Genomic DNA, 26,234 nt, shown 5'->3' with positions numbered 1-26,234 from the left:
TTTGTGGAAAACGCCCATGTAGCTCAGTAGGATAGAGCACGTGCCTTCTAAGCATGAGGTCGGAGGTTCGAACCCTCTCGTGGGCACCATTTTGGAGCTTAGTCATGCCTTCGTGCATGATTTTTTATTATAAAAAGGAAGTGTTTTTTGTGAATTTTTATGAAGAAAAACTAAAAGAATTACAAATGTTAATGAAAACAAAAGAATATCAGGAAGCTTTGCGCTTGATTAATTTAGAACTTTCAATGCCATATATTCCTGCTGATTTTGAAGCAAAACTATTAAAAATTAAAGCTAAAATTCCTTTTGATCAACTTGATAATGAAACGCATAATTTAACTCCTAAAGAAATTTTTGCCTTAATTAATAGTCGTGAATTGGCATTGATGGAAAAGATTGGTTTAATGCAAGCGTTACAATCAGTAAATTTGCGTTCTTATCTTGATGAAAGCAATGAAGTTTTACAAAGTCATCTTCCTAATGAATTAAAAATGATTTTGTGTTATTTTTTGTGTGAACAACAAATTGATTATGATTTTACCTATCAAAAAAATAACGAAACTTTTTCTTTCAATCCTGAAAAATTTGACTTAGACACTCAAGAAATGGTGCCAATGAAAGTTATTGAAAAACTTGATAGTTTCTTAAACTCTCTTAGTCCCCAATTATTAGAAATGGCAAAACAAATTATGGTTAATGTTTATGCTAAAGCCTTTCCCTTTAACCAAAAATTTGACTTTACTTTATTAGCAAAAGCGATCATAAAAGTTGTTTATCAATTAAATGGTTTAACTGATGAATTGCCCTATAATTATAGTGATGGCGAACAGGAAATAATTGAACGTTATCTTGAATGGATGAGAGAATTAGATGCAATTTAATCAAATTGATTATGAATTATTTCGCGATTATAAAGATGTTATGCGTCAAGTTTTTAACTTGACTTGTTCTTGGTGTGGTGAGGGTGAAATTACTTATGTTCGGAAAAATTATCCACCACTGATTGGGGATGTGGTGAAGGCATTAAAACATCAGTTAAGTGACCAGGAACTAGAAAATTACTTAAAAGAACCAATAAAAGCTTGGCAGGTTTTTGATGATAATAATGTGGATCATGATTATCCGACTTATCTATGTGATCAATGTTACAATTCCTGCCTTCAATAATAAAGGCAAAGAAAATGGAGAGAGACAATGAAGTTTATTGATACAGCAAATTTTCAGATTAGAGCTGGTAAAGGCGGCAATGGTGCTGTTAGTTTTCGTCATGAACTTTATGTTGCCAACGGTGGTCCTAATGGTGGTGATGGTGGTGATGGTGGTGATGTCATCTTTGTTGGGGATGAGGGAAAACACTCTTTATTAGATTTAAAACTAAATAAACTTTATCAGGCTAGGGATGGTGAAAAAGGTGATATTAAAAATATGCACGGAGCCAATGGTGAAGATTTGGTGATTAGAGTTCCTGTAGGAACAGTTTTAATTGATCACAAAACTGGTAGGGTTCTTGCTGATATTAACCAACCTAACCAACCTCTAATTATTGCTCATGGTGGTAAGGGAGGTAAAGGAAACGCTAGGTTTGCTAATTCGCGAAATAAGGCTCCAACAATTTTTGAAGCGGGAATGATGGGAGAATCGTTTGAAATTCGTGCTGAACTGAAAGTTTTAGCTGATGTAGGGTTTATTGGGTTGCCAAATGCGGGAAAATCAACTCTCTTGCGAGCGATTTCTAATTCAAAACCAGAAATTGCTGACTATCCTTTTACCACTCTTAATCCCCAATTGGGTGTAACAAGAGCTCTTGATGGGAGCACGTTTGTTGTTGCTGATTTACCAGGGTTGATTCAAGGTGCAAGTTTGGGAAAAGGATTAGGGCACGAGTTTTTACGACACATTGAACGATGCAAGGTAATTTGTCATGTATTAGATTTCTCTGGTAATTATGGTAGTGAAGATGTAGTTAATAATTATAAAATTATTCGCCAAGAATTAATTCAATATAATTCGCAATTAGCAGCTCGTCCTGAAATTGTTGTTTTCAACAAGATGGATTTAGATGAAGCGCAACTAAATTTAATGGATGAAACAATTCTGGAGTTTTTTAAAGACAAAAAGGTGGTTGAAATTTCAGGAATGAAAAAAACTAACCTTGATCAACTTTTATCATTGATTGCGATGACTTTAAAAACAACAACTTTTTCTGGCTTATGACCAGATCAAAATTTAAACGAAGGTTTGAAGGTTTATAAATTTAGTGAAGAGGAGCCAGAAATCATTATTCAGAACAAAGGAAATGGACAATGAGAAATTTCTGGAAAAACAATTTATAATATCTATCAACGAACCCCTTTAGCAACTCGTGATAACTTGTTATTGTTTAACGAAAAGTTAAAAAAACTTGGTTTGTATGACCAGTTACGAGCAAAAGGAATTCAATCAGGGGATGTCGTGAAAATTTTTGATTATGAATTAGAATGAATTGATTAAAGAAGGGTCAAAGGAAATGGAATTAAAAGCGTATTTGGATTATTTAGTGGAGTTCATCCAAGAAACTGTTCACAATGCTCATGCTGATGGGGTTGTGGTTGGTGTTAGTGGAGGAATTGATTCTGCTGTGGTTGCAATGATTGCTAAAAAAGCCTTTCCTGATCACTACTTAACTTGTTGAATGCCTTGTTATTCTAGTCAAGAAGATTACGAATGTGTTGAAGAACTTGTCAAAACCGGTGATTTAAAAACTTTAACTGTTGATTTAGCTTCAACTTTTGATGCCCTTACCTCGACAATTAAAGATCAAACCTTTGATCTTTCAAGTTTAGCTACTGCTAATTTAAAGGCTCGTCTTCGAATGACAACCCTTTATGGTGTGGGTCAAACTAAAAACTACTTAGTTTTAGGAACTGATAATGCTGATGAATGGTATATTGGTTATTTTACTAAGTATGGGGATGGTGGTGTTGATGTTGTTCCTTTGGTTCACTTACTTAAAGGAGAAGTTAGCCAAGCAGCATCACTTTTGAATGTTCCTCAACGGATTATTGATCGTAAGCCTTCTGCTGGTTTATGAGCTGAACAAACTGATGAGAACGAAATTGGTTATAGCTATGAAGAGATTGATCGCTATTTATTAACTAAAAGTCATGATAATCCTCAATTAGTTGAACGAATTGAAACGTTACATAAGAATTCTGCACACAAAAGAAAAGGCGCAATTCAACCGTTGCAATTTGAACGTATTTTTGAAAAGTAAGGTACAATAAATAGTAGAGCGAGGTTAGAAGTCGTGTTATTTACTCCGATTCAAATTTTAGATGTATCAATTAAAGAAGAGATTATCTACATCATCTTTGTTGTTTTAGCAGGAATCGCTTTGTTTTTGTTTGTCTTTAGTTTAATTTTTAAAAAGGCTCGAACTAAACAAAGTACGAAACTTTCAAATGAAGAACAAGCAAAAAAAATGGTCTTTGAAAAGGAAATGAATGATGTGGAAAACGAAGTCAATTTAATCCTTTTAATTCAAACTAATCCTGAAAAAGTCCAAGAAAGAAGGAAAGAAAAATAATGGATCTACCCAAAAGTTCTAATCATATTAATTTTGGTCAAAGTTCAGCAATTGATACCCAAATTAATCAAACCCAACCCCCTTTAAAACCAAACTTTACTAAACAAGAGTTGAACAATGTTGAATTACCATCCTGAATTGCTAAAGAAATTCGCGCAGAAAAATACCGCATTTTCTTCTTAACTTTATTTAGTGGTATTCTTTTTGCGATTTCACTTTTCTTTATTTTGGCTTATTTCATTCCTAATTCAATTGTGAATCTAGACGGGGAACAAACTAAGTGAAACATTCCTGTTGATTGAATTCCTCATCCTGCATTTATGATTATCACAGCACTATTTTTCTTGTTTATTTTAGTTTTAATCAGTATCAATTATTTTCATTTGATTACTGCGGTGAAAAGCTATAAGGGTGATTTGTTGATGCACCAACAGACTCTTCCTCAGTTTATTAAAAAAGAATATCGTGCGTTAATTACTAGAATAGTTTATTTAAATTGATTGGGGGGGACGATTTATCTGGTTTCTGGAATTATTATTGGTGTTTTTTTCATTTTGAAAACTACAATGCATAAACCTTATCACACTGAATTAATTATTATGTATGTTATTTTGGGAGCAACTGCTTTTATTCATCTTTACTCGTTGATTAGTATTAAGTATCGCAAAGGAAACTTGAGTGCTAATTACAATGGTGATATTGTTCCAACTGAGGAGGCCCATCAGTTAGCCAAAAGCGCAAACAAAAAGTGTTTAATTGTTTTTTTGGTTTTTCTAGTTATTGTGTTTATCTTTATTTTCATTCCATATGCGATTATTCGAAAGCGAGAAAATCGTAGTATCAATCCAATTAAATAATTCTGACTTAATCACTTCTAAGAAGTGATTTTTCTTTTTTTGAGAAAAATCAAACTTTTTATCGTATACCTTAACAAAGATTAAGAGGAGTGAATTTATGCAAATTGAACTATTAAAAAACAAAAAAACTAATATTATTGAAAAATTAATTATTAATCATCACAACAACTCGCGATTAAAAAATCTCGCCATTCTCAAGTTAACTCATGATGAAAGTATGATTATGTTAGGAAAAATTGATATCAAATGACACGAAACGATTATTAATTATCGTCATCAACAAAATAAGTTAAAAATTATGCAAGAGGCGCAAAAAGATTTTCATCACAATCGAAAACTTAATTTCTTGTTGAACTATTTTTTTAATTTTCATGAAGAGTTAACCTTAAAAAAGAATTTCAATCAACAACTTGATATTTGGTACATTAATTATTATTTTTGGTGTTTTTTTTACATTGTTTTAAAAGGTTTGGTTTGGAATAATCAAGTAAAAATTAATAATCCAATTGATCAAGATTACCAACCTGTTTTTGATCCATTTATTTTATTTATGTTAGAAGGGATTGAATATACAACAGAAAGTAAACTTTTGAAATCTCAAGATCAACACGAGCTGAAGTTTATTTTTAACATGCATTTGCAAACCAGACCAGATGATTTATTTAGTCAACTAAAACAAAATCATTGCAATAATCAGAACATTAATTTATTGATTTTTGAAAAGGAAGTAATTTTAAAAAACCAATTAGAACAACAAGAATACGTATTTTGGCTATTAAAAGAACGAACAATTGCCAATTATCTCTTAGAAATTGTTGATTATAAGATTCATTACCACCAAAATTTTGTTTAATTAGCACTCTATGATTGTAATTGCTAATTTCTTTGTTAGAATAGGTTTAAGAAGGAAAACTTCTTAAAAGGAAATGAACAAAGGAGTGAGGTATCAATGGATTTACAACAAAAACCAAATCCGCAAAACGATCCAAATATTTTAGAAAAATATACCACTGATTTAACATTGGATGCTAAAGAGGGTCGTTTAGATCCTGTTATTGGTCGCGAAGATGAAATTTTAAGAGTGGTTCGAATTCTTTCGAGAAAAACTAAAAATAATCCAGTTTTAATTGGAGAACCAGGTGTGGGGAAGACTGCTGTTGTTGAGGGTCTAGCCCAACGAATTGTGAATGGAGATGTACCTTCAAACCTCAAAGATAAAAAGATTTTAGTACTTGACATGGGGTTGGTAATGGCTGGTGCGTCTTATTTGGGTGAGTACGAAGCGCGGGTAAAAGGAATTGTGAATGCTGTTCAAAAAGCTGATGGAAAGATTATTCTTTTTGTTGATGAAGTTCACCTGATTGTGGGAGCGGGAAAAACTGGTAATGGTGGGGGAATGGATGTTTCTAACCTTTTAAAACCAGCTCTTGCTCGGGGGCAACTAAAAATGATTGGTGCAACCACTTTAGATGAGTATCGTGAATATATTGAACAAGATTCTGCTTTGGAACGTCGGTTCCAACAAGTCATGGTTGAAGAACCAACTGTTGATCAAACGATTTCAATTTTACGGGGATTGAAAGAACGTTTTGAATCATTTCATGGAGTTGTAATTCATGATAATGCTTTGGTTGCTGCTGCTAAATTATCTGATCAATACATCACAGACCGTTTTTTACCAGATAAGGCAATTGATTTAATTGATGAAGCAAGTGCGACGATTCGAACTGAATTAGCAAGTGTTCCAACCCAGTTAGATCACGTTAACAGAAAGGTAGTTCAGTTAGAAATTGAACGAGCGGCTTTGGCTAAAGAAACTGATGATAAGTCACAAAAACGGTTGAGTGAAGTTGATGAAGAGTTAACTAAAACGAAGAAAATTCAAAGTGAATTTAATCAAAAATGAGAAAAAGATAAGCAAGATATTAAGAAAGTTTCTGGTTTACGTACCAAATTAGATGGTTTAAAACAAGAACTTCAACAAGCACAATTTGATGGTAATTACCAAAGAGCAGGAGAATTGCAATATTCTTTGATTCCGAATTTAGAAAAAGAATTGAAGACGGCTCAAGACGCAGTTAATAGTAACGGGATGCTTAATGAAGAGGTGACTGAAACCGAAGTCGCTGCTATTGTTTCGAAGTGAACAGGGATTCCTGTTAATAAATTAGTCGAAAGTGAGCGTAAGCGCTTGCTGGAATTGCCACTTGATTTAAAAAAGAATGTTAAAGGTCAAGATGAAGCAATTGAAGTTGTTAGTGATGCAATTATTCGCAGTAGGGCAGGAATTAAAAATCCTGATAAACCAATTGGATCATTTCTTTTCCTAGGACCAACAGGAGTCGGAAAAACTGAAGTTGCGCGAACTTTAGCTGACGTCTTGTTTAGTTCAGTTAAAAAGATGGTTCGCATTGATATGAGTGAGTATATGGATCGTGAAAGTGTTAATAAGTTAATTGGCGCTCCTCCTGGTTATATTGGTTATGGTCAAGGTGGTGTACTTACTGAAGCTGTCCGCAGAAACCCGTATTCAATTGTCTTGTTTGATGAAATTGAAAAAGCACACCCTGATGTTTTTAACGTTTTTTTACAAATTCTTGATGAAGGAAGAATCACTGATTCTAGTGGACGTGTTGTTGATTTTAAAAATACGATTATTATCATGACTTCAAATATTGGTTCAGAGTTGATTTTGAATAATGAAGATGAAGAAGTTAATTTGAAGTTATTAATGATGGAACTACAAAAGTCATTTCGTCCTGAATTTTTAAACCGAATTGACAACATTGTTCCGTTCAATGCTCTCTCAATAAAAGTAATTGAAGAAATTATTATTAAGGATTTGGATGAGTTGAGAGAGCGTTTACATAAAAACGGCGATTATCTAATTGAATTTGATCCAAAGGTGATTACTAAAATTAAAGCTGAAGGTTATGAACGCGAATTTGGAGCACGACCAATCACACGCTATATTGAGAAAAATATCGAAACAATGCTTTCAAAAGAAGTTATTAACGATCAAATTAAAAGAAACGAAAAATATTTGGTAACTGTTAGTCCTGGTGATGAGTTTAAAGTAGAAAAGATTTAAATTTATTGATTAGCACTTGATTAATTTAAGTGCTAATTATATAATGAAAGTAATTTTGGAAGGAGGGATTCCATGATTACGGCACGTGAAGAGACGATTTTAAAAATTATCGTTGATGAGTATACTAGGACTGCACAACCAGTTGGATCAAAGAAAATTATGGAGTTGATGGGTAATGAAATTTCATCAGCTACGATTCGCAGCGAGTGTGCGATTCTAGAAAATCATGATTTTCTAGAAAAACCCCATACCTCCTCGGGAAGAATCCCTTCGACTAGAGGATATCGTTATTATGTTGATAATTTGATGAACCAATCATCTTTTGATGGTTCCTTATTTCAACAAATTGACGAACTCTTTTCAAATCGAAATTATTCAATTGACCAGATTATTATGCGTTCTTCACAAATTATTAGTGATATGACCAATTTAGTGGCAGTAATTTCTCAAAGAGATGAAGTTGATGATTTGAAGATTAAAAAAATTGAAATGATTCCTTTAGAAAGCGGTTCAGCTTCAGTTATCTTCATTTTGAGTAATGGTCAGGTGATTAGTAAGGTGTTTTATCTTGATCACGGAGTACTTAATGATTTAAAGATTGCAATTAACTTGTTTAATGACAATTTAACTGAAACCAAAGTAAAACATTTATCCAAGAGTGTAATTGATGATGTTGGGAGTAATTTAAAAATTTCAATTAAAGATTATGAGGCATTTTTCTCGCAATTCATTAACGCAATTTTAGAACAGAGCAAGGTTAAAACGCAAACTGTGGGTTTGAATAATGTTTTAGTTAATCCTGAGTTTATGGATGTTGAGAAAATTAAAAATATTATGACTATTATTGCAAATGTTTCTCCCTTTGAATGGTTTGATTATAATTATCAAAGTTCTAAAAAAAATGTTCATATTCGTACTAAGATTGGTTTGGAAATTAATCCTAATTTGAAAGAAACTGATGATGTTGCAATTATTGGAGCAGAAATTGATGGGCAAGGTTCACAGAAAAACATTATTACCTTAATTGGTCCAAAGCGGATGCGTTATGATGAAGCTAACCTTTTATTAAACTTTTTAATAAAAAAAATTAATGGGTTACAGGGCAATAATTAAGAAAGGGATATTTATGGAAAAAGAAGAACAAGAAATTAAACAAACATCGAACTCTGATGAAGTGAATCATCAAGACGAAGAGTTTGTTGAGAAAGATTTTGATCAACAAGTTGATGATTTGTTGGCAAGAAATGCTGATAATCCTGACTATCAGCTTTTAAAGCAAAAAATCGATCAACAAATGGATGTGATTACTGATTTAAATGAGAAGATTTTGTACCAAGTGGCTGATAATCGTAATATGCTTAATCGGCGCGAGGAGATTGAAAGAAAGTTACGCAAATATGGAGCAAGAAAACTTGGTGAATTGATTGTTCCAGATATTGACTTGTTTAAAAAAGTTTTAGCTACTTCTGAAAATAATGCTTCTGAAGAAGTGAAAAATTATTTAAAAGGTTTTGAAATGATTATTACTAAATTGGATCATTCTTTAGCAGAAGCGGGAATTAAAGAGGTAAAAATTTCTATTGGTGATGACTTTGATTCTAAAATTATGGAAGCGGTTGAACAAATCGAAAGCACTACTATCCAAAGTAGTAAGGTAGTAGAAACAATTAGTAATGCTTATTTAATTCATGATGAAGTTTTACTTCATGGTAAAGTAAAAGTTGCAAAATAGAGAAAATAAATCGATAAAGGAGAAGATATTATGGCAAAAGAATTAATTATTGGAATTGACTTAGGAACAACAAATTCAGTTGTTGCTATTTTAGAAGGTGGAAAACCAGCAGTTTTAGAAAATCCAGAAGGGCAAAGAACCACTCCTTCAGTTGTTGCTTTTAAAAACGGAGAAGTGATTGTTGGTGGAGCTGCTAAAAGACAAGCAGTCACTAATCCTGATACAGTAATTTCAGTTAAAAGAAAAATGGGAACTAATGAAAAAATCCATGTCAATAACAAGGATTATAGTCCTGAACAAATTTCAGCAGAGATTTTAAGATATATGAAAAGATATGCTGAAGACAAAATGGGTCAACCAATTACTAAGGCAGTAATTACTGTTCCTGCTTACTTTAATGATGCTCAAAGAAAAGCAACTAAAGATGCAGGAGCAATTGCTGGGTTAACTGTTGAAAGAATTATCAATGAACCAACTGCTGCTGCGCTAGCTTATGGGTTAGAAAACAAAAACCAAGAAGAAAAAGTTCTTGTTTATGACTTGGGAGGAGGAACTTTTGATGTTTCTGTACTTGATTTAGCGGATGGAACTTTTGAGGTATTAGCAACTTCTGGGGATAACAGTTTAGGAGGAGATGATTTTGATCAAAAGGTTATCGATTGGTTAATCGCTAAGATTAAAACTGAATCAAGTGTTGATTTGACCAATGATAAAATGGCTAAACAACGTTTGAAAGATGAAGCTGAAAAAGCGAAGATTAACCTTTCTTCGCAAGCACAAACTGAAATCAACTTGCCCTTTATTGCGATGAATCAACAAGGACCAGTTAACTTTTCAACAGTTTTGACTAGAGCTGAATTTGATAAGATGACTAAAGATTTAGTAGAAAGAACTGCTCAACCAGTACGGGATGCTTTAAAAGAAGCCAAATTAACTCCTAAAGACATTAATGAAGTTTTATTAGTTGGTGGTTCAACAAGAATTCCTGCTGTGCAAGCAATGGTTGAAAAAGAATTAGGTAAGAAACCAAACCGCAGTATTAACCCTGATGAAGTTGTAGCAATTGGGGCTGCGATTCAAGGAGGAGTGTTAGCAGGTGATGTTAGTGATGTGTTGTTGTTGGATGTAACCCCACTTTCTTTAGGGATTGAAACAATGGGTGGAGTTATGACTAAATTAATTGATCGAAATACCACCATTCCAACTGAAAAATCACAAATTTTTTCAACTGCTGCTGACAATCAACCAGCTGTTGATATTAACGTTCTTCAAGGAGAACGTCCTATGGCTGTTGATAATAAATCATTGGGTCGTTTTGAGTTAAGTGGAATTAAGCCAGCTCCAAAAGGAGTGCCTCAAATTGAAGTTACTTTTAAAATCGATGCTAATGGAATTGTCTCTGTAGTAGCTAAAGATAAAGGAACTGGTGAAGAAAAATCAGTTACTATTTCTAACTCAGGAAATTTAAGTGATGCTGATATTGAAAAAATGATTAAAGAAGCTGAAGAAAATGCCGAAGTTGATAACAAGAAACGCAGCCAGATTGAGCTAAAGAATAAAGCAGAAGGTTATGCTAATGTCATTGAATCATCAATCAAGGAAGCTGGTGAAGCAATTACTGCTGATCAGAAAGTTGAGGCAGAAAAATTAATCGCTGATATTCGTCAACTAATTACAGAAGAAAAATATGAAGAGTTAGAAAAACGGATGAATGATCTTGAAAAAATGATGGCTACTGCTGCTGAATTTGCTCAAGCTCAAGCTGCTCAAACTTCAAATCCTGATGAACAAAGTTCTGATGATAAGAACGAATAAAACTTGTAATAGATAGAAGTTAATTCTATCTATTATTTTGATTAAGAGGAGATTAATGAATGGCTAGTAAGAAAGATTATTATGAAGTGTTGGGAGTAAACAAGGGTGCGAGCGAGCAAGAAATAAAGAAAGCTTATCGTAACCTTGCAAAAAAATATCATCCAGATTTAAATAAAGAACCAGGTGCTGAAGAAAGGTTTAAAGAAATTTCTGAGGCCGCAGAAGTTTTATTGGATAAAGATAAACGAGCAAAGTATGACCAATTTGGTTTTGCTGCTTTTGATAATAACAGCTTTGCTGGAAGTGGCTTTCAAGACTTTGGCGAATTCTTTAACGACATGGGTGGTTTTAGTGATATCTTTTCCTCTTTTTTTGGAAATACTAATCATCAAGGGAGAGAAAATCGCTATTCACGAGCAGTAAAAGGTACTGATGTTTTTTTGGAATTAGAATTAACGTTTAAAGAGTTGGTTTTTGGCACAAAAAAACAAGAGAAGATTCGAGTTTTGCGAACTTGTGCTACTTGTCACGGAACTGGAGCAAAAAATCCTGATGATGTGGTGAAATGTACTCGTTGTCACGGGCAAGGAACAATTACTGAAGCTCGTAATCTGGGACCTTTAATGATTAATCAGTCTGTTACTTGTCCTGATTGTCACGGTTCAGGAAAAATTATTAAAAATAAATGTAAAGATTGTCACGGTCATGGTTATTTGGAAAAAAGTGAAACTTTAGATTTAAATATTCCTAAAGGTTTAAGACCAAATCAACAATTATTTCTTCAAGGAAGTGGAAACGCTTCTTTAAATGGTGGTCAAAATGGTGATGTTTATATTAACATTAGCGTAAAAAAATCCCCAAGTCTTTATCTTGGTGCTGATGATACTCTGCACCAGATTTATAATGTTAGTTATCTTGATGCCTTATTAAACAAAACTGTCGAAGTCGCAACTTTGGATGGAATTGTGAAAATTAAACTTCCTAGAGGAATTAAAAATAATGATGTTATTAACGTTAAGAACCGAGGATTATATGTCAACTCTTCTTCTGTTCGACGTGGTGATTTGAAATTAATTTTTAACTTAGTAATTCCAAGCAGTCTTTCAACCAAAGAAAAAGAAGTTTTAGAAAATATCGATCAAGAAACAGATTTTAAACCAACTAATAAATTGTAAGAATTTTGATGAGCTGGTTTTAATTTGATCTAGTTAATTAAGGCAAAATAGCAATTAAAATTTGACTTTGGTTGCTATTTTTGTTTGAACGGGAATTGTGAAAATTTCTAGCGAGATGTTAAAATCTTTACTAAGAAAAAGAAAGTAGAAAGTGTTAACAAGCGGACTCATGAACAAAAAGAAAAAAGTAGTGGTTGGTTTAAGTGGGGGAGTTGATTCTTCAGTAGCGGCTTTATTATTACAAGAACAAGGTTATCAAGTAGAGGGGTTTTTTATGCGTAATTGGGACTCTAATGCTAATAATGATTTTTTGGGTAATAATAATCAAGTTGATGATATGTGTCCTCAAGAAATTGACTATCTTGATGCTTTAAAAGTAGCCAATAAATTGGGAATTAAATTACATCGAGTTGATTTTATCCAAGAATATTGAGATTACGTGTTTGCCTATTTTTTGAAAGAATATGAAAAGGGAAGAACACCAAATCCTGATATTTTGTGCAATAAATATATTAAATTTGACCAATTTTTAAATTATGCTGTTGAAAAATTAGGTGCTGATTATATTGCCATGGGACATTATGCAGGAACTAGGTATAATCCTGAAACTTGTCAATTTGAACTATTTAAAGCAGCTGATGAAAATAAAGATCAGACTTATTTCTTGTGTCAATTATCACAATCTCAAATCAGTAAAACACTTTTTCCTTTGCAAGACTTAAAAAAAAGTAGGGTTCGTCAAATTGCTCAAGAACATGATTTGATTACAGCTAACAAAAAAGATTCAACTGGAATTTGTTTTATTGGTGAAAGAAATTTTGCTGAATTTTTACAAAACTATATTCCTAATCGTCCAGGAAAAATTGTCAATATTAAAACTGGTGAAATTATTGGTGAACATATCGGGATTATGTACTATACGATTGGTCAAAGAAAAGGCTTAAACCTTGGTGGTCAAGCAGAACCAATGTATGTAGCTAAAAAAGATTTAGACAACCAAATTCTTTATGTAGCTCCAGCCTCTGATCAAAGTTATCTTTATTCATCTTCTGCGATAATTGGTGAATTAAATTGAATTGTTAATCTAACTGATTATCAGTTAGATGTTAATCGTTTTAAATGTAGTGCGAAATTTCGTTATCGCCAAAAAGATGAAAATGTAGAATTAATTCGTCAAGATAACGGAAATTATTTAGTGAATTATGACAATGTTAAAGCAGTTACTGAAGGACAAGAAGCAGTTTTCTATTTAAATGAGTTGTGTCTTGGAGGCGGAATTATTGAAAGTATTAATAAATAAAAAAAGTTCAGTAATTGGTATAATTATAATAGTGCTGAAATTAGGGAAGGGAAGTTAACTTGAGTACAATTAATATAGTTTTAATTTTAGTTGTGGTTGTAATTATTGTTTTTATTATTGTTACCACCATTACTGGAAGAAAAGCTTCAAAAAAGGAACGTTCAAAACGAAAAAAAGAAGTTCGAGAAGCAATTAAACAATATATTGCCCAAAACGATAATCAAAAAAACTTAAGAATTGATTTTGAAAAAGTTTATGCTCGTAAAGGAGCAGAATACAAGTATCGTGATGTTTTTGATGTTGTCGTTGATTTAGTTGAACCTAAAACTAATCAAGTGAAAGAAACTCGTGCTTATGAAATCGAAGGAATCACTCATAAGATTGATAAAAAAAACTATAATACGGAATGAAAAGTTAATGGACTTTTAGAACTTGATGCAACCAAACGTCGGATTGCGATTGCAGAAAAAGAAATTAAGTTAACTAAAAAAGAAAAAGAAATTCTTAAACGTGAAGAACGCAGTAAAGAACGTGAATTGAAAGAAACTAGAAAAAAAGAATTAGCTGTTGCTAAAAAAACTTCTAAGGCTACAAAAGCTGCTAATAAAAAGAGTGCTTTAAACGATCGACCAAGTAAGGTTGAGGGTGAAAAGTTTATTCCTTCTCGTCGTAAAGAGTAGTTTTACACCATGACCTTTGGGTCATTTTTGTTTGTAAAGGAGGGTTCGAGTTTGATTTATCCAACCCACATAAGTAAAGAAGATTTTAAACGAGCTTATACTACTTGTTTAAAAGAAGCATGGGTAATGCATTCTCCTGCTAACTTCAATTTAGCTCGAGAGTTTAATCGAGAATTGAAACTTAGCTTTAAGATTGATCTTAATGTTGAAAGTGACAGTGAGTTTGATGACAACACGGCTTCAATTAATTTATTTGAAGCTTTTAAAGCGATTTTTGAGAGCGAAAATGATCTTGAAGGTTTAAAAGCTTGAGAAGCAGCATGAGCAGATATTAATGGGTTTGATTTTGAAATTTATCAAGGTGATAGCATTACTGATGGGAACATGGTTGGAGAAAAAGCGCGGGAATTATTTGGGTGAAAACTTTTTCAAGCAAATCAAAAAAACCAAATTCAAAAACAAGAATTAGATTTGAGCCATTTGAACTTTGAAGCTGCCCTAAAAAGAACTAGTGAAGTTTTTAAGAAAGGTGCCAAACAATACCAATATCTTTATGAAGCTGCTTTTGAGTTTGACCACCACCATCTAAAGACTCGGTGTGATGTTTTAGAAGTTTTAGATAATCATAAAGTTAATATTTATGAAGTTAAGGGGACTTCAAAAATTAAACCAGAACACTTTTTTGATTTAGTTTACCAAGTCTTTGTTCTAGAAAAAAACGGGATTGAAGTTAACAATATTTATATTTGTCATTTAAACAAAGAGTATGTTTTTGGATATAAAAATTACCTTGATTTAAAAACTCAAGCAAAGATAATTGAACAACAATATCACGATTGAACTTATGAACAAGTGGTTAGTTATATTAAAGAAAAAAAGTTATTAACTGAATTTAGTAATCCTGTCTTAGAAGATCTTAATCTTGAAAAACTTTTTGTTCTTGATGATGAATGAAAGGGTGCCACAAAAAAGACCCCAGCAATCACCTTGTTGACCGCTTATCACCAGTTATTAAGTTTGAGTTCAATTGATGATTTGATTAGTTTTTTAGCTGAGAAACTTGCGATTAATGATTCTGAACACGTTTTTCATTTATTGACTCGTCCCTTGTGCGAAACTAAAATGTCTTATCAACCTAAAACTGGGTGAAAATTTGGTGAAAAAGCTAAACATCAAGAAAGCTATTGTTATCATGTTCTTCCTTACTTTGAGCCTTTAAAAGGTGATACCATTTTCAATTTAACAGGTTCAAGTTCGTTTTCAAATCGCGATAAAGCAGAGTTTTATCATCAAAGTAAACTTCTTTATTTAAGTGATTTATTACAAACTCCCAAAAAACTGTGGCCTTTGAAAGTAAATAGTAAGAATGAACAAAAACCTTTTCTTCGTCCCGAACACGAACGAATTTTACAAGTTTATCAAAGTTATTTAAAACATTCGAAGAAAGTTGATTATCAAGATATTATTGATACTGGCCATTTAGAAGAGTTGCACCAGGTGTTAAGAAATTATCAAACAACAACAGATATCTATATGTATGATTTTGAAACAGCAAAATTTGCGGTTCCTTATTTTTGAAAATCCAACCCTTATCAACAAATTCCCTTCCAATATTCAATTGATATTATTTATAATCAAAATTATGATTATAATAATCCTGCGACAATGGATCATTATGATTTTTTGCCAAGGATAAGTCGCAACGATCCTCGTCCAGATTTCTTAATTAATTTTGTTCACGACATGTTGCTTACTCGTAAAGAAGGAGTTTATGTTGCTTATAATAAATCTTTTGAGCAAACAGTTTTAAAATACTTGGCAGTTGAATTTCCGGTTTTTGCGCCTGCTTTGATTTATATTGCGACCCATACAATTGACTTAATGGATTTTTTTAAGGGATCAACCACTCCTTTTCGCCCTTGGTTTTTGATTTATCATCCAGAATTTCACGGCAGTTATTCAATCAAAATGACTCAACCAGCACTTGAACCAAGTTTTAATTATCATGATTTGGTGATTAATAAGGGTGATAAAGCAGCTCAAACCTTTCGTCAGTTCGTGGTTGGTGATTTAACTGATAGACAATGAGAAATTATTCGTCCTTCGATGATTGCTTATTGTAATCGCGATACACTTGCGATGGTAGTTATCCTTAAGCGGGTAGAAGAAATGATTAAAGAATATAAAAAAGGTGAAGTTAATGAATAAAAAAATGCGAGTTGTTTTTTGTGGAACCCCCTCAATTGCTGCTGATCTCTTAGAAAGTTTAATATTAAATGATGATGTTGAAGTGGTCGGAGTAATTTCTCAACCAGATAAACCTCAGGGGCGGAATCGTGTTTTAACACCCACTGCTGTGAAAGAAAGTGCTCAAAAACACAATCTAACTTGTTTTCAACCCTCAAAAATCAGTGATCTTTATGCACAGTTGCAAACCTTAAAGTTTGATTTCTTGCTAACTTGTGCATATGGGCAGTTTATCCCGTTAAAAATTCTTAAGTTGGCTCAATGTGAAGCTTTGAATGTTCATGGTAGTCTTTTGCCTCAATATCGGGGTGGAGCACCAATTCAACGAGCAATTATGAACGGAGAAACTACCACTGGGGTATCTTTAATGCGGATGGTTCAAGGAATGGATGCGGGCCCAGTTTTTGCCACTTTAAAAACCAAGATTGATTCTAATGATGATAGTGGTAGTTTATTTTTAAAAATTTCGCATTTGGGTCAAAAGATTTTGACTGATAACTTAAAAAAGATTTATCAAGGTGTGCTTTTACCAATTGAACAAGATTTAAGTCAAGTTTCTTATGCACCAATTATTAGTGTTGAAGAAGAACAAATTGATTGGTCGCAATCTGCTGAAACAATTAAGAATCAAGTGCGAGCACTATCTCCTGCTCCAATTGCTTATTCATGATTGAATCACCAGCGCTATAAGATTAAAACTGTGCGGATTGTAGAACCCTCAGAAAATATTTTTTTCAAAGAATCAGGAATTCCTGGAAGCGTTATCGGAATTGACAAAGAAGGCATCATGGTCCAAACTGGACAAGGAGTCATTAAAATTCTTGAAATTCAACGTCAAGGAAAGAAAATGCTCTTAGCAAGTGCTTATTTTATCAATCAATTAAGAGATATTAATGTCGGAGTTAATTTTGATATAATCAAGACAACAAAGTAAAAAAAAGGAGTATGCAAAGATGTCAGTTAATGACCTACGACCAGGAACGACGTTTATTTATGATGGTAATGTTTATATTGTCTTAGAACAATCGTTTTCTAAAACTGGTCGTCAACAAGGTAAAGTCACAGTTAAAGTTCGGAACATGCGTTCTGGAGCAAGAACAGAAATGACTTTTACTGGTGGTGAAAAAGTGGAAAAAGCCATGATTGATCGGATTGATGTTCAGTACTTATATAGTGATGGTAATGATGTTTATTTGATGGATGTCGACACCTATGATCAATTTTCTTTACCAAACCAAAACTTGGCGTGAGAACTAAACTTCCTCACTGATGGTTTGATGTTAAAAATGACAAAGTTTGGTGATGAGATTTTAGGAATTGACTTACCAGATAAAGTGGAAATGGAAATCATTGAAGCTGAACCAGCAGTGAAGGGAGACACTTCTTCAGGAGCACAAAAAAGAGCGAAAGTCCAAACTGGATGGGAAGTACAAGTGCCTTTGTTTATTAAAGAAGGCGAAAAAGTTTTAATTTCAACAAACGATGGTAAATATAACGGTCGTTCAAATAACTAAAATTAACAAGTAAAGGAAAGAAAGCATGTATCTTACAATTGAACGTAATAATCGGGGAAACTTTGAGGTTTCACCAAAAGTGATTGAGACAGTAACAAAAAACATTATTGCTGTTACTTTGGGTGATATGGTCAAAAGTGTTGAGATTAATTCTGAAATTTCTCCCAATGACTTATTGTTTTTGGTTGTAAAGTTAGTTTTAAAAAGTACTGATCAAGAATTGTTCAATGAACAAAAATTAGTTAAAGAAATTGAAAAGGCTTTTTTTCAAACCTTAAGTTTTAAGCCCCGCAATATTGCGATTGCTTATTACAAATAAAGAGAGATAGAGGAAAAATAATGAAATTTAATGACAAAAAGTTGGCCGATAATACCCAAGGGGTGTGAATTGTTAATGTTGATGGTCAAGATTGAACTAAAGCATTAGAGAAGGCTCGTAAACAACTAGAAAAAAGTTTAGAGATCCCTGGATTTAGAAAGGGAAAAGCGCCCAAATCAGAAGTAGCTAAGCATTTAACTACTGATAAAGTTTACAATGAAGCTTTTAAAGAATTGGTGAGTCCTGCTTTCACCTTCGCTTTGGAACAAAAATCAAAACTTGAACCAATGACTGCACCAACTCCTAGTTTGACTAAAGTTACTGCTGATGAAGCAGAAATCACTTTTACTTTCGATTTGCGTCCAGAAGTAAAACTTGGTCAATACAAAGGTTTGGGTTTGGCTGCTGATAAATTAGAAGTCAAAAACGAAGAAATTGAAGATATTTTAAAAGATTACCAAAACCGTTTTGCGATGGAAGTGCCAAAAGAATCAGGAGCAAAAATTACTGATCATGATGTTGTCACTTTTGACTTTAAAGGTTTTGTTGATGAACAACCTTTTGATGGTGGTGAAGCTGCAGATTATAAATTAGAGATTGGTTCTAACCAGTTTGTTCCAGGATTTGAAGAACAAATGATTGGTTTGTCAGTTGGCCCTGATCAAAAAATTAAGGTTACTTTTCCAACTAATTATCCGGGAAATTTAAGTGGTAAAGATGCAACTTTTGTTTTAAACATTAAAGAAATTGCTCAAAAAGAATTACCTGAAATTGATGATGAACTAGCTAAAGATGTGAATCTACCAAACATTGATAGTTTAGAAAAATTGAAGAGTCATATTGAAGACGATATTAAAAAACAAAAAACTAATGCAATTAAGAACAAACATGTTGATGAAGTGTTGACAAAAGTCATTGAGAATTCTGAAATTGATATTCCTAGTTCGGCAATTAAAAAAGAAGCAAAACAACTTAAAAAAGAATTAGAACAACAGTTACAACAACAAGGTGGAATGACTTTGAAAGACTATAAAAAAGCTAGGGGAATGAGTGAAAGTGATATTGAAAAAGAGTTAGAAGTTGATGCTAAAGCACGCTTACAATCTTATTTAGTCACTTCTGAAATTATTGCTCAAGAACCAGTTTTGGGTGAAGTTGACGACGAAGAAGTGGAAGCTAAGTTACAAGAATTAGCAACTCAGTTTGGAATTGCTGCTGATCAAATTCGAGGAATCTTACCCACAGAACAACTTAAAAACGAAATTAAAAATGAGAAATTAATTAGTTTTTTGTTTGATAATAACCAAAAATAAATTAAAAATTTTTTATAATAGAGAAAAGTTAACTGTCGATTGGTTAGCTTTTTTGCTCTTTTTAGCACTCAAATATTTAAAGTGCTAAAAATTGTGATATTATTAGACTATGCTAAGAGGAGGACAAATATGAGTTCAATTAGTAAAACCCCCTTATTAATCGCTTCCGCATCAGAAATTATTTTCCCTAATGCGGAAGGACCATTAGAATTTATTGATCAAGTTTCAATTGTATCAATTGAGTATGCGGTTAATAATAATCATGGTCAAGTATTATTAGGAATCAAGAAAAATACTAAAAACCAAAATGCTGATAGTACCCCAACAATTAATAAGTACGGTATTTTGGCAACTGTAAGCATTATGAAGAAATGAAACGATGGGACCATTACTGTGAATGTTAAGGGTCTTGATCGGGTTGAAATTAAAGATTTAGAAAAACTTGATCAAATGTATGTTGCAAATTATCAAGTTACTAAGAATGAAAAACTTTCTGATCATGACAGTGCTGAGTTTAAGGATAATGCCTTGAAATTAGCGATGTTAATTGGTGAAAGCGCTGATGAATTAAAGGAATTAGTTAATTCTGGAGCCTTTACTGATGATGAAAACCTTAATAAATATTTAGAAAATATTTATACTAATTTAGCAATTGTTGATAAAAATGCTGCTAATGATTTATTACAAGATGCCAATCCATTAAGTCAGTTAAAAACTTTATTAAAGTTGGCTGGTGCTTCAATTGATACTAATGAAATTGAAAAAGATTTGAATAAACGCATTAAAAACCGAATTGATGACCAACAACGTGAATTTTATTTACGAGAAAAATTAAAAGCAATTAAAGATGAGTTGAATGATGCTGATGGTGCTGAAGTAAATTCGATTGATAATTACCGTAAACGTTTGGCAACTGAACCTTTTCCAGTTAGTGTTAAAGAAAAGATTCTAAGTGAAATTGATAAGTTAGAAGGAATGCAACCAGCAAGTGCTGAAGCAAACATTCAACATACTTATGTTGATTGAATGATGAGTATTCCTTGGTGAGAAAAAACTGAAGACATTAAAGATTTGAAATTTGCCAAAGAAACTTTAGACAAAAACCATTATGGATTAACTAAAGTTAAAGACCGAATTTTAGAACATTTGGCAGTTGTTCAAAAAACTAATTCAGTCAAAGGACAAATTATTACTTTGGTAGGTCCTCCAGGAGTCGGAAAAACCTCACTTGCTCGATCAATTGCTGAAGCGATGGGACGAAATTTTGTCAAAGTTTCTTTAGGAGGAATTCGTGACGAAGCAGAAATTCGTGGTCACAGAAAAACCTATGTCGGGGCAATGCCAGGTAGAATTATTCAAAGTATGCGCCGTGGTAAAGTGAAAAACCCAGTCTTTTTATTAGATGAAATTGATAAAATGGCAAGTGATTATAAGGGTGATCCTGCTAGTGCAATGTTAGAAGTATTAGATCCTGAACAAAACCAAGAGTTTTCTGATAACTACATTGAAGAACCTTATGATTTAGGTGACGTGTTGTTCATTGCTACTGCTAACTATCCTCAAGATATTCCCGAAGCATTATATGACCGTATGGAAATTATCAACCTTTCTAGTTATACAGAAATTGAAAAATTGAAAATTGCTAAGGAATATTTAATTCCTAAAGTGTTAAAAGAATACAACTTAGATGTAAAAACCTTAACCTTTACAGCCTTGGCATTAGAAGAAATTATTAAGTATTACACTCGTGAAGCAGGAGTACGTCAAGTTGAACGTTACCTAAGTACAATTGCTAGAAAGTTCATCGTTAAAGAGTTGAACGAAGAGTTAACTCAATTAGAGGTGACTCCTGAAATTGTGAATGAATATCTTGGTAAAAGAATTTTTGACTTTACCAAGAAACAAGAATCAGCACAAGTGGGAGTAGTTACTGGTTTGGCTTATACCCAGTATGGGGGAGATATTTTACCAATCGAAGTAAATTACTTCCCTGGTAAAGGTAGTTTAGTTTTAACTGGAAAACTTGGTGATGTGATGAAAGAATCAGCAGCGATTGCTTATGATTATGTTCGTTCAAATTATCAAAAGTTTGGAATTGATAAAGAAATCTTTGAAAACAACGATATTCACATCCATGTTCCTGAAGGAGCAGTTCCAAAAGATGGACCTAGTGCTGGATCGGCTTTAACTACAGCAATCATTAGTGCTTTAAGTGGAAAATCAGTTTCTGAAAATGTTGGAATGACTGGTGAAATTACTCTTCGTGGTCACATTTTACCAATTGGAGGATTAAGAGAAAAATCAATTTCTGCAGCTCGTTCAGGATTAAACCAAATCTTGATTCCTGCAGAAAACTTAAAAGATTTAGACGACATTCCTGAAGAAGTTAAAAAGGTTTTAAAGATCACCCCTGTTAAAGAATATGAAGAAGTTTATCAGGCAATTTTTGCTGGTCAATAAGACTAAATAGCTAGTTCTTGACTAGCTTTTTTTATGAGAAAAAGGAGAAAAATAATGAAACCATTAGCTGAAATTTTGCGACCAACAACAATTAAAAACATTGTGGGTCAAAGTCAGTTACTCCAATCAGAAGGTTTGGTTAATAAAATGGTTGAAAAGCAGTTTGCTTGTAACTTGATTTTTTATGGTCCTCCAGGAGTTGGTAAAACCACGTTTGCTTATGCTCTGGGAACAGATTTACACCAAGAAGTGCATTACTTTAATGCTAGTGTCGAGAAAAAAGAAAACTTAGATAAAATTCTTAAAAAAGCAACTGTTGAACAACCGATTACCCTGATCATTGATGAAGTGCAAAGAATGAATCAGAACAAACAAGATATTCTTTTAGAATATATGGAAAAAGGTTTAGTTTTTGTTTATTTTACAACAACTGAAAATCCTTATTTTGTGATTAATCCTGCCCTAAGGTCACGTGCAACGATTTTAGAGTTAAAACCAATTTCGGCTCAAGATATGTTTACTTTCTTTAAACAAAAACTTACACATCATGAACTTGAACTTTTAATTGATGATGAAGCTTTAATGTATTTATGCGAACTTGCTAATGGTGATTTGCGAGTGGCGATTAATAAACTTGAACTTTTGATAAACCTTTATCCTGGTGAAGTCATCAACACTCCTTTAATCAGTAAAGTTTTTGATCATAAGGGTGTTCAACAAGGAGGAAAATATGGTGATACTTTCCACGATTTGAAATCAGCGTTGCAAAAATCAATTCGTGGTAGTGATGTTGATGCTGCTTTATATTACTTTGCTCGAATGCTTAGTTTAGGAGAATATGAAGCTTTAATGCGACGAATGTTAATTATTGCTTATGAGGATATTGGTTTAGCTAATCCTGTGATTCCTGTCCATGTCTTTACTGCGTGTCAAGTCTTTAGAAATGTGGGAATGCCAGAAGGAGTAATTCCCTTGGGTTTGGTTATTTGTGAGATGGCTTTAAGTATCAAGTCTAACTCCGCTTATTTAGCTACCCAAAATGCTTTAAATGATGTTGGTCAAGGAAAAGTTTATGATATTCCTGCCCACTTAAAGGATAGTCACTATTCTTCGGCAAAAAAACTTAACCGGGGAGTTGGTTATAAGTATGCTCATAATTATCCCAATGATTGGGTGGAACAACAATATTTACCAGATGAGCTAAAAGATGTTCATTACTATCAACCAAAATTACACAGCGCTTATGAGAAAAAACTTAACGAAATTTATGAAAGCTTTAAAAAAACACCCAAGAAATAATCTTATTGGGTGTTTTTTAGTCTTGACGATTAAGTTCAACCAATCGTCAACCAATTCCATCTAATCCAGTTCCTCCTGAATTTGGATCTAAAAAGGCTGGACGAGTTCACTTTACTTGATAATAATAAACCTTGTGGTCATCAGGATTTTTATAACTTAAACGATAAGTTAGCGTTTGCATTGTTCCATAACCTTTTTTACTGTCTAAGTTCGTACTTTTTACTTGGTCCAAACCAAAGTTTCCTCTTAATAAGTATTTTTGATAACGATCAGTAATTAATTGATCAATTGATTGGTTAGCAAAAGCGGAAAATTTTTTGGCAAGTTCAAGTACTTTTGTTGGTAAAGCTCGCATTTGAGCAACATTACCGTTGGTATTTTCGAACCACGAATTGTAACTTGAATCAGCATTATCATAGTAATGACCATAAAATCGTGCAAAAGCATAGTACAAGGTTTCTTTATAAAAGTAATTAGGTTGAGTAGTGGTTTCTAATCCTAATAAGGCATTTAGTAAGTTTGTATTAAGTTTGACACTAGTGCCGCTGGTGGTAAAAATCGGCACATTAACTGATCCTGTTTGCGTAATTCTAGTTACTTGATATTTTTTTAATAAAGCATAATCTTGTGCTAAATCTGTGTTAGTTAATTCTTTGCCACCATCAACAATAGTGTATAACAAGAGTTCTAAAACACTGACAGGTACGCCATCCTTTAAAACTTGACTCTCAGAATTGGTTGAAGGCAGTAGTGTGGTTAGTAGTTGTTTAATGTCTAAACTGTTAATAAAGTACTGGTTGTTGGCTTCTAAAGTTTGATATCTCGTGGTGTTGAAAGTAGTTGCCAAACCATCGATTAAATCAGCAATCGAAAGGTTGTTGAGATTGTATAAAAAATCAGGCATTGAGAGGTTCAAAGTGGTAAATAAACTAGAAAGTTTACTGGTTAAGAGGTTTTTAATGTTTCCGATTTTTTTAATTGCTTGTAGGGTATTGTTGTCAATATCAATGATGCCATTTAAACTTGTAAGAATATCAGCAATGAAAGTACCATTATACAAAGCATCTCAAGGTCTTTTTAAACTTGCTTGACCACTTGTAGAGAGATAGCCGACACTTGCTTTCAACTTTAAAACAATTTGATTAAAACTTTCGATTGCTGATTTAATTTTGTCAATTGTTGCTTGGTCAAGCGTGATGCCTAATGGATCTAATAAAAGTTTTTGTAATTGAGCGATAATGTTGTCAATTTGTCCAGTTAACTGGGGAATTAAATTCAAAAGTAAACCAGCCCCATCTAATGGTCCGTTAAAAGTGGTTGTCAAGTCGCTGTTAGTTAAAATCCCATCAATAATCGTGTTGAAAATATTGGCAATAATCTCATCACTCTTATCTAAAATTCCTGTCAGACCAAATTGGTCAAGATAAGGTTCAATTGCTGCAGGAATTTTGCTTTTAAGTCAGTTTTTAATTGCTGGTGCTAAACCATTTTCGATTAAAGCACCTCGTATTGGAGCTTGATAAAACTGGTCACTATTACCCTCAACAGCGCCGCGACCCAAAAGAATGGTAAAGAATTTTAAAGTATTTAACCCTTGATAATCATGTTGAGAATCAGGAGAAAGGTAAAGTTGTAAATCACTGATGATATTTTGAAGGTTAATTAAGGCATAAAGCGTTGGACTATTTTTCTCTTTGTATCACATACGAGAATCGCTTTTATAGGGTTGATTTAAAATTTGGTCAATGATTTGCCCATTAGTTTTGTGACTACTAAATAAGTAGTTATAACTAATTGGCTTAAAGGTTTTAAATTCATCAAAAGCACCAAGATAAGTAGTTAAGACATTCACAAAGTTAAGAATTTTAGCACCATAACTAATTTCTAAGTGATAATCAGCGCTATCATCTTCATTACTATCAGTTGAAAAAACATCTCCAGGATCGACTTTTAAAAGTAGGTCAAAAAAGATTTCACTAGCACTGAGGTTTTGCTCATTCATTTTATCAACATTAATTTGTTTGTGATCAAGGAAATAAACCAAACTCAAAAAAAGGTCTTGAGTAGCTTGGTTTAAAACAGTTTGAGTAGTTGTGTTTGAGTCGATGTTTTCTTGGGTAATAGCACTGAGAACTTCATCAATAGCCTGAGTATTTTTATCACTGTTTAAAACACCTAAAATTAAATTAATGGTTTGGCTGATTTTAGTTTGTTGTTCAGTTTGGGGATGAAGATAAGGTTCGAGAATATTGGCAACCACAGGCGTGTTAATGATTCCGTTAATTAAACCTGCTGTATCACTAGTAAAGTCATTTCCTAAAACAATATTTAACCCCCCAGTAATTGCTCCTAAAGTTTTAGTAATGTCACTATTTGGTGCTGACTGCACAATGCCATTATCGTTAGGATTAGCGATATAAGTGCTTAGTTTTGTGTTTGTTTTTACTCCACTATTAGTTAAACTGCCATTAGCAACACTGTAAGTAAAGTTATAATTAAATCCACCTTGATTAGATCCAAAAGCCATTTTGTAAAGTTCAGCTACTTGAGCATCAGGAGAAATTGCAATGTTGCTATTTTCACTAATTAGTTTGGGAAAAACATCTTTAATCAAAGCATCGCTGTAGTGGTTGGAAGTGAAGTTAACATCAATTGAAGTGTTCTTTTGGTTATTAATTGTAAAGTTTTGGTCAAAAAGAACTGCTGATTTTAGAGCTTCAGCGGTAATTTGAGAATAAATTTTTGTTTGGTTTTGAACTACTTTTTTTTGATCTTGTTTATAAGAGCAACTAATAATAGTAGTGGTAGGGGCAATTGTTAAAATGACAGCACTTAAACAAACCAGTAATCTTCTCATTACGCTTCTT

22 protein-coding genes and 1 tRNA gene are annotated in these 26,234 nt (G+C 32.8%); 22 read left to right on the top strand and 1 reads right to left on the bottom strand.

Annotated elements, in window-relative coordinates; all coding sequences use genetic code 4:
• The first annotated feature begins 12 nt into the window (after nt 1–12).
• The 22 genes from LD125_RS01950 (at nt 13) to LD125_RS01845 (ending at nt 23,367) form a co-directional block, all read left to right on the top strand.
• A tRNA-Arg gene (locus LD125_RS01950) sits at nt 13–89 on the top strand.
• Between the two features lie 60 nt (nt 90–149).
• Nucleotides 150–881, top strand: coding sequence for a DUF3196 family protein (locus LD125_RS01945; RefSeq protein ID WP_250137386.1), 732 nt, complete (start codon nt 150–152; stop codon nt 879–881).
• A complete protein-coding gene (locus LD125_RS01940) occupies nt 871–1,167 on the top strand; it encodes a hypothetical protein (protein WP_250137387.1) in 297 nt (98 codons plus the stop codon). The genes LD125_RS01945 and LD125_RS01940 overlap by 11 nt, the downstream gene beginning before the upstream one ends.
• A gap of 27 nt (nt 1,168–1,194) precedes the next feature.
• Entirely contained in the window at nt 1,195–2,490 is a 1,296-nt protein-coding gene (gene obgE / locus LD125_RS01935; protein WP_250137045.1) for a GTPase ObgE, read from the top strand.
• Between the two features lie 16 nt (nt 2,491–2,506).
• Entirely contained in the window at nt 2,507–3,253 is a 747-nt protein-coding gene (gene nadE, locus LD125_RS01930) for an NAD(+) synthase (RefSeq protein ID WP_250136478.1), read from the top strand.
• A gap of 33 nt (nt 3,254–3,286) precedes the next feature.
• Complete coding sequence (locus LD125_RS01925; protein WP_250136479.1) at nt 3,287–3,565, top strand: TIGR04561 family membrane protein; 279 nt, start codon at nt 3,287–3,289, stop codon at nt 3,563–3,565.
• Nucleotides 3,565–4,422, top strand: coding sequence for an MSC_0882 family membrane protein (locus LD125_RS01920; RefSeq protein ID WP_250137043.1), 858 nt, complete (start codon nt 3,565–3,567; stop codon nt 4,420–4,422). The genes LD125_RS01925 and LD125_RS01920 overlap by 1 nt, the downstream gene beginning before the upstream one ends.
• Nucleotides 4,423–4,519: 97 nt before the next feature.
• A complete protein-coding gene (locus LD125_RS01915) occupies nt 4,520–5,275 on the top strand; it encodes a hypothetical protein (protein ID WP_250136481.1) in 756 nt (251 codons plus the stop codon).
• Nucleotides 5,276–5,371: 96 nt separating this feature from the next.
• Complete coding sequence (locus LD125_RS03945; protein ID WP_250136482.1) at nt 5,372–7,513, top strand: ATP-dependent Clp protease ATP-binding subunit; 2,142 nt, start codon at nt 5,372–5,374, stop codon at nt 7,511–7,513.
• Nucleotides 7,514–7,585: 72 nt separating this feature from the next.
• Nucleotides 7,586–8,626, top strand: coding sequence for a heat-inducible transcriptional repressor HrcA (gene hrcA, locus LD125_RS01905; RefSeq protein WP_250136483.1), 1,041 nt, complete (start codon nt 7,586–7,588; stop codon nt 8,624–8,626).
• A 13-nt stretch (nt 8,627–8,639) separates the two neighbouring features.
• Nucleotides 8,640–9,245, top strand: coding sequence for a nucleotide exchange factor GrpE (gene grpE, locus LD125_RS01900; RefSeq protein WP_250137388.1), 606 nt, complete (start codon nt 8,640–8,642; stop codon nt 9,243–9,245).
• Nucleotides 9,246–9,275: 30 nt separating this feature from the next.
• A complete protein-coding gene (gene dnaK, locus LD125_RS01895; protein WP_250136485.1) occupies nt 9,276–11,060 on the top strand; it encodes a molecular chaperone DnaK in 1,785 nt (594 codons plus the stop codon).
• A gap of 59 nt (nt 11,061–11,119) precedes the next feature.
• Nucleotides 11,120–12,235: a molecular chaperone DnaJ gene (gene dnaJ / locus LD125_RS01890; protein WP_250137389.1), complete on the top strand. Its 1,116-nt coding sequence runs from the start codon at nt 11,120–11,122 to the stop codon at nt 12,233–12,235.
• 169 nt (nt 12,236–12,404) lie between these two features.
• A complete protein-coding gene (gene mnmA, locus LD125_RS01885) occupies nt 12,405–13,535 on the top strand; it encodes a tRNA 2-thiouridine(34) synthase MnmA (RefSeq protein WP_250137390.1) in 1,131 nt (376 codons plus the stop codon).
• Nucleotides 13,536–13,594: 59 nt separating this feature from the next.
• Nucleotides 13,595–14,215 (top strand): hypothetical protein, encoded by a 621-nt coding sequence (locus LD125_RS01880; RefSeq protein ID WP_250136488.1) that lies wholly within the window; start codon nt 13,595–13,597, stop codon nt 14,213–14,215.
• A 51-nt stretch (nt 14,216–14,266) separates the two neighbouring features.
• Nucleotides 14,267–16,423 (top strand): DUF2779 domain-containing protein, encoded by a 2,157-nt coding sequence (locus LD125_RS03940; RefSeq protein ID WP_250137391.1) that lies wholly within the window; start codon nt 14,267–14,269, stop codon nt 16,421–16,423.
• Nucleotides 16,416–17,396, top strand: a complete 981-nt coding sequence (fmt, locus tag LD125_RS01870) for a methionyl-tRNA formyltransferase (protein WP_250136490.1) — start codon at nt 16,416–16,418, stop codon at nt 17,394–17,396. Before LD125_RS03940 ends, fmt begins: the two co-directional genes overlap by 8 nt.
• 19 nt (nt 17,397–17,415) lie before the next feature.
• A complete protein-coding gene (efp, locus tag LD125_RS01865; RefSeq protein WP_250137392.1) occupies nt 17,416–17,976 on the top strand; it encodes an elongation factor P in 561 nt (186 codons plus the stop codon).
• A 25-nt stretch (nt 17,977–18,001) separates the two neighbouring features.
• The gene (locus tag LD125_RS01860; RefSeq protein WP_250136492.1) at nt 18,002–18,295 is read left to right on the top strand and encodes an MMB_0454 family protein; all 294 of its coding nucleotides are present in this window, start codon (nt 18,002–18,004) and stop codon (nt 18,293–18,295) included.
• A 20-nt stretch (nt 18,296–18,315) separates the two neighbouring features.
• Entirely contained in the window at nt 18,316–19,608 is a 1,293-nt protein-coding gene (gene tig / locus LD125_RS01855) for a trigger factor (RefSeq protein WP_250137393.1), read from the top strand.
• 129 nt (nt 19,609–19,737) lie between these two features.
• Complete coding sequence (gene lon / locus LD125_RS01850) at nt 19,738–22,068, top strand: endopeptidase La (protein ID WP_250137394.1); 2,331 nt, start codon at nt 19,738–19,740, stop codon at nt 22,066–22,068.
• Nucleotides 22,069–22,122: 54 nt separating this feature from the next.
• Complete coding sequence (locus LD125_RS01845) at nt 22,123–23,367, top strand: replication-associated recombination protein A (RefSeq protein ID WP_250137036.1); 1,245 nt, start codon at nt 22,123–22,125, stop codon at nt 23,365–23,367.
• A gap of 16 nt (nt 23,368–23,383) precedes the next feature.
• Here LD125_RS01845 and LD125_RS03935 read toward each other — a convergent pair whose 3' ends face one another.
• Nucleotides 23,384–26,224, bottom strand: a complete 2,841-nt coding sequence (locus LD125_RS03935) for an MOLPALP family lipoprotein (RefSeq protein WP_250137395.1) — start codon at nt 26,222–26,224, stop codon at nt 23,384–23,386.
• Between the last annotated feature and the right edge of the window lie 10 nt (nt 26,225–26,234).

This window comes from Mesoplasma sp. JKS002658 (genome assembly GCF_023566355.1).
GTDB classification, from domain to species: domain Bacteria; phylum Bacillota_I; class Bacilli_A; order Mycoplasmatales; family Mycoplasmataceae; genus Edwardiiplasma; species Edwardiiplasma whartonense.
Note: the sequence above shows the minus strand (reverse complement) of the source record. Positions and strands in the feature narration are given on the sequence as shown.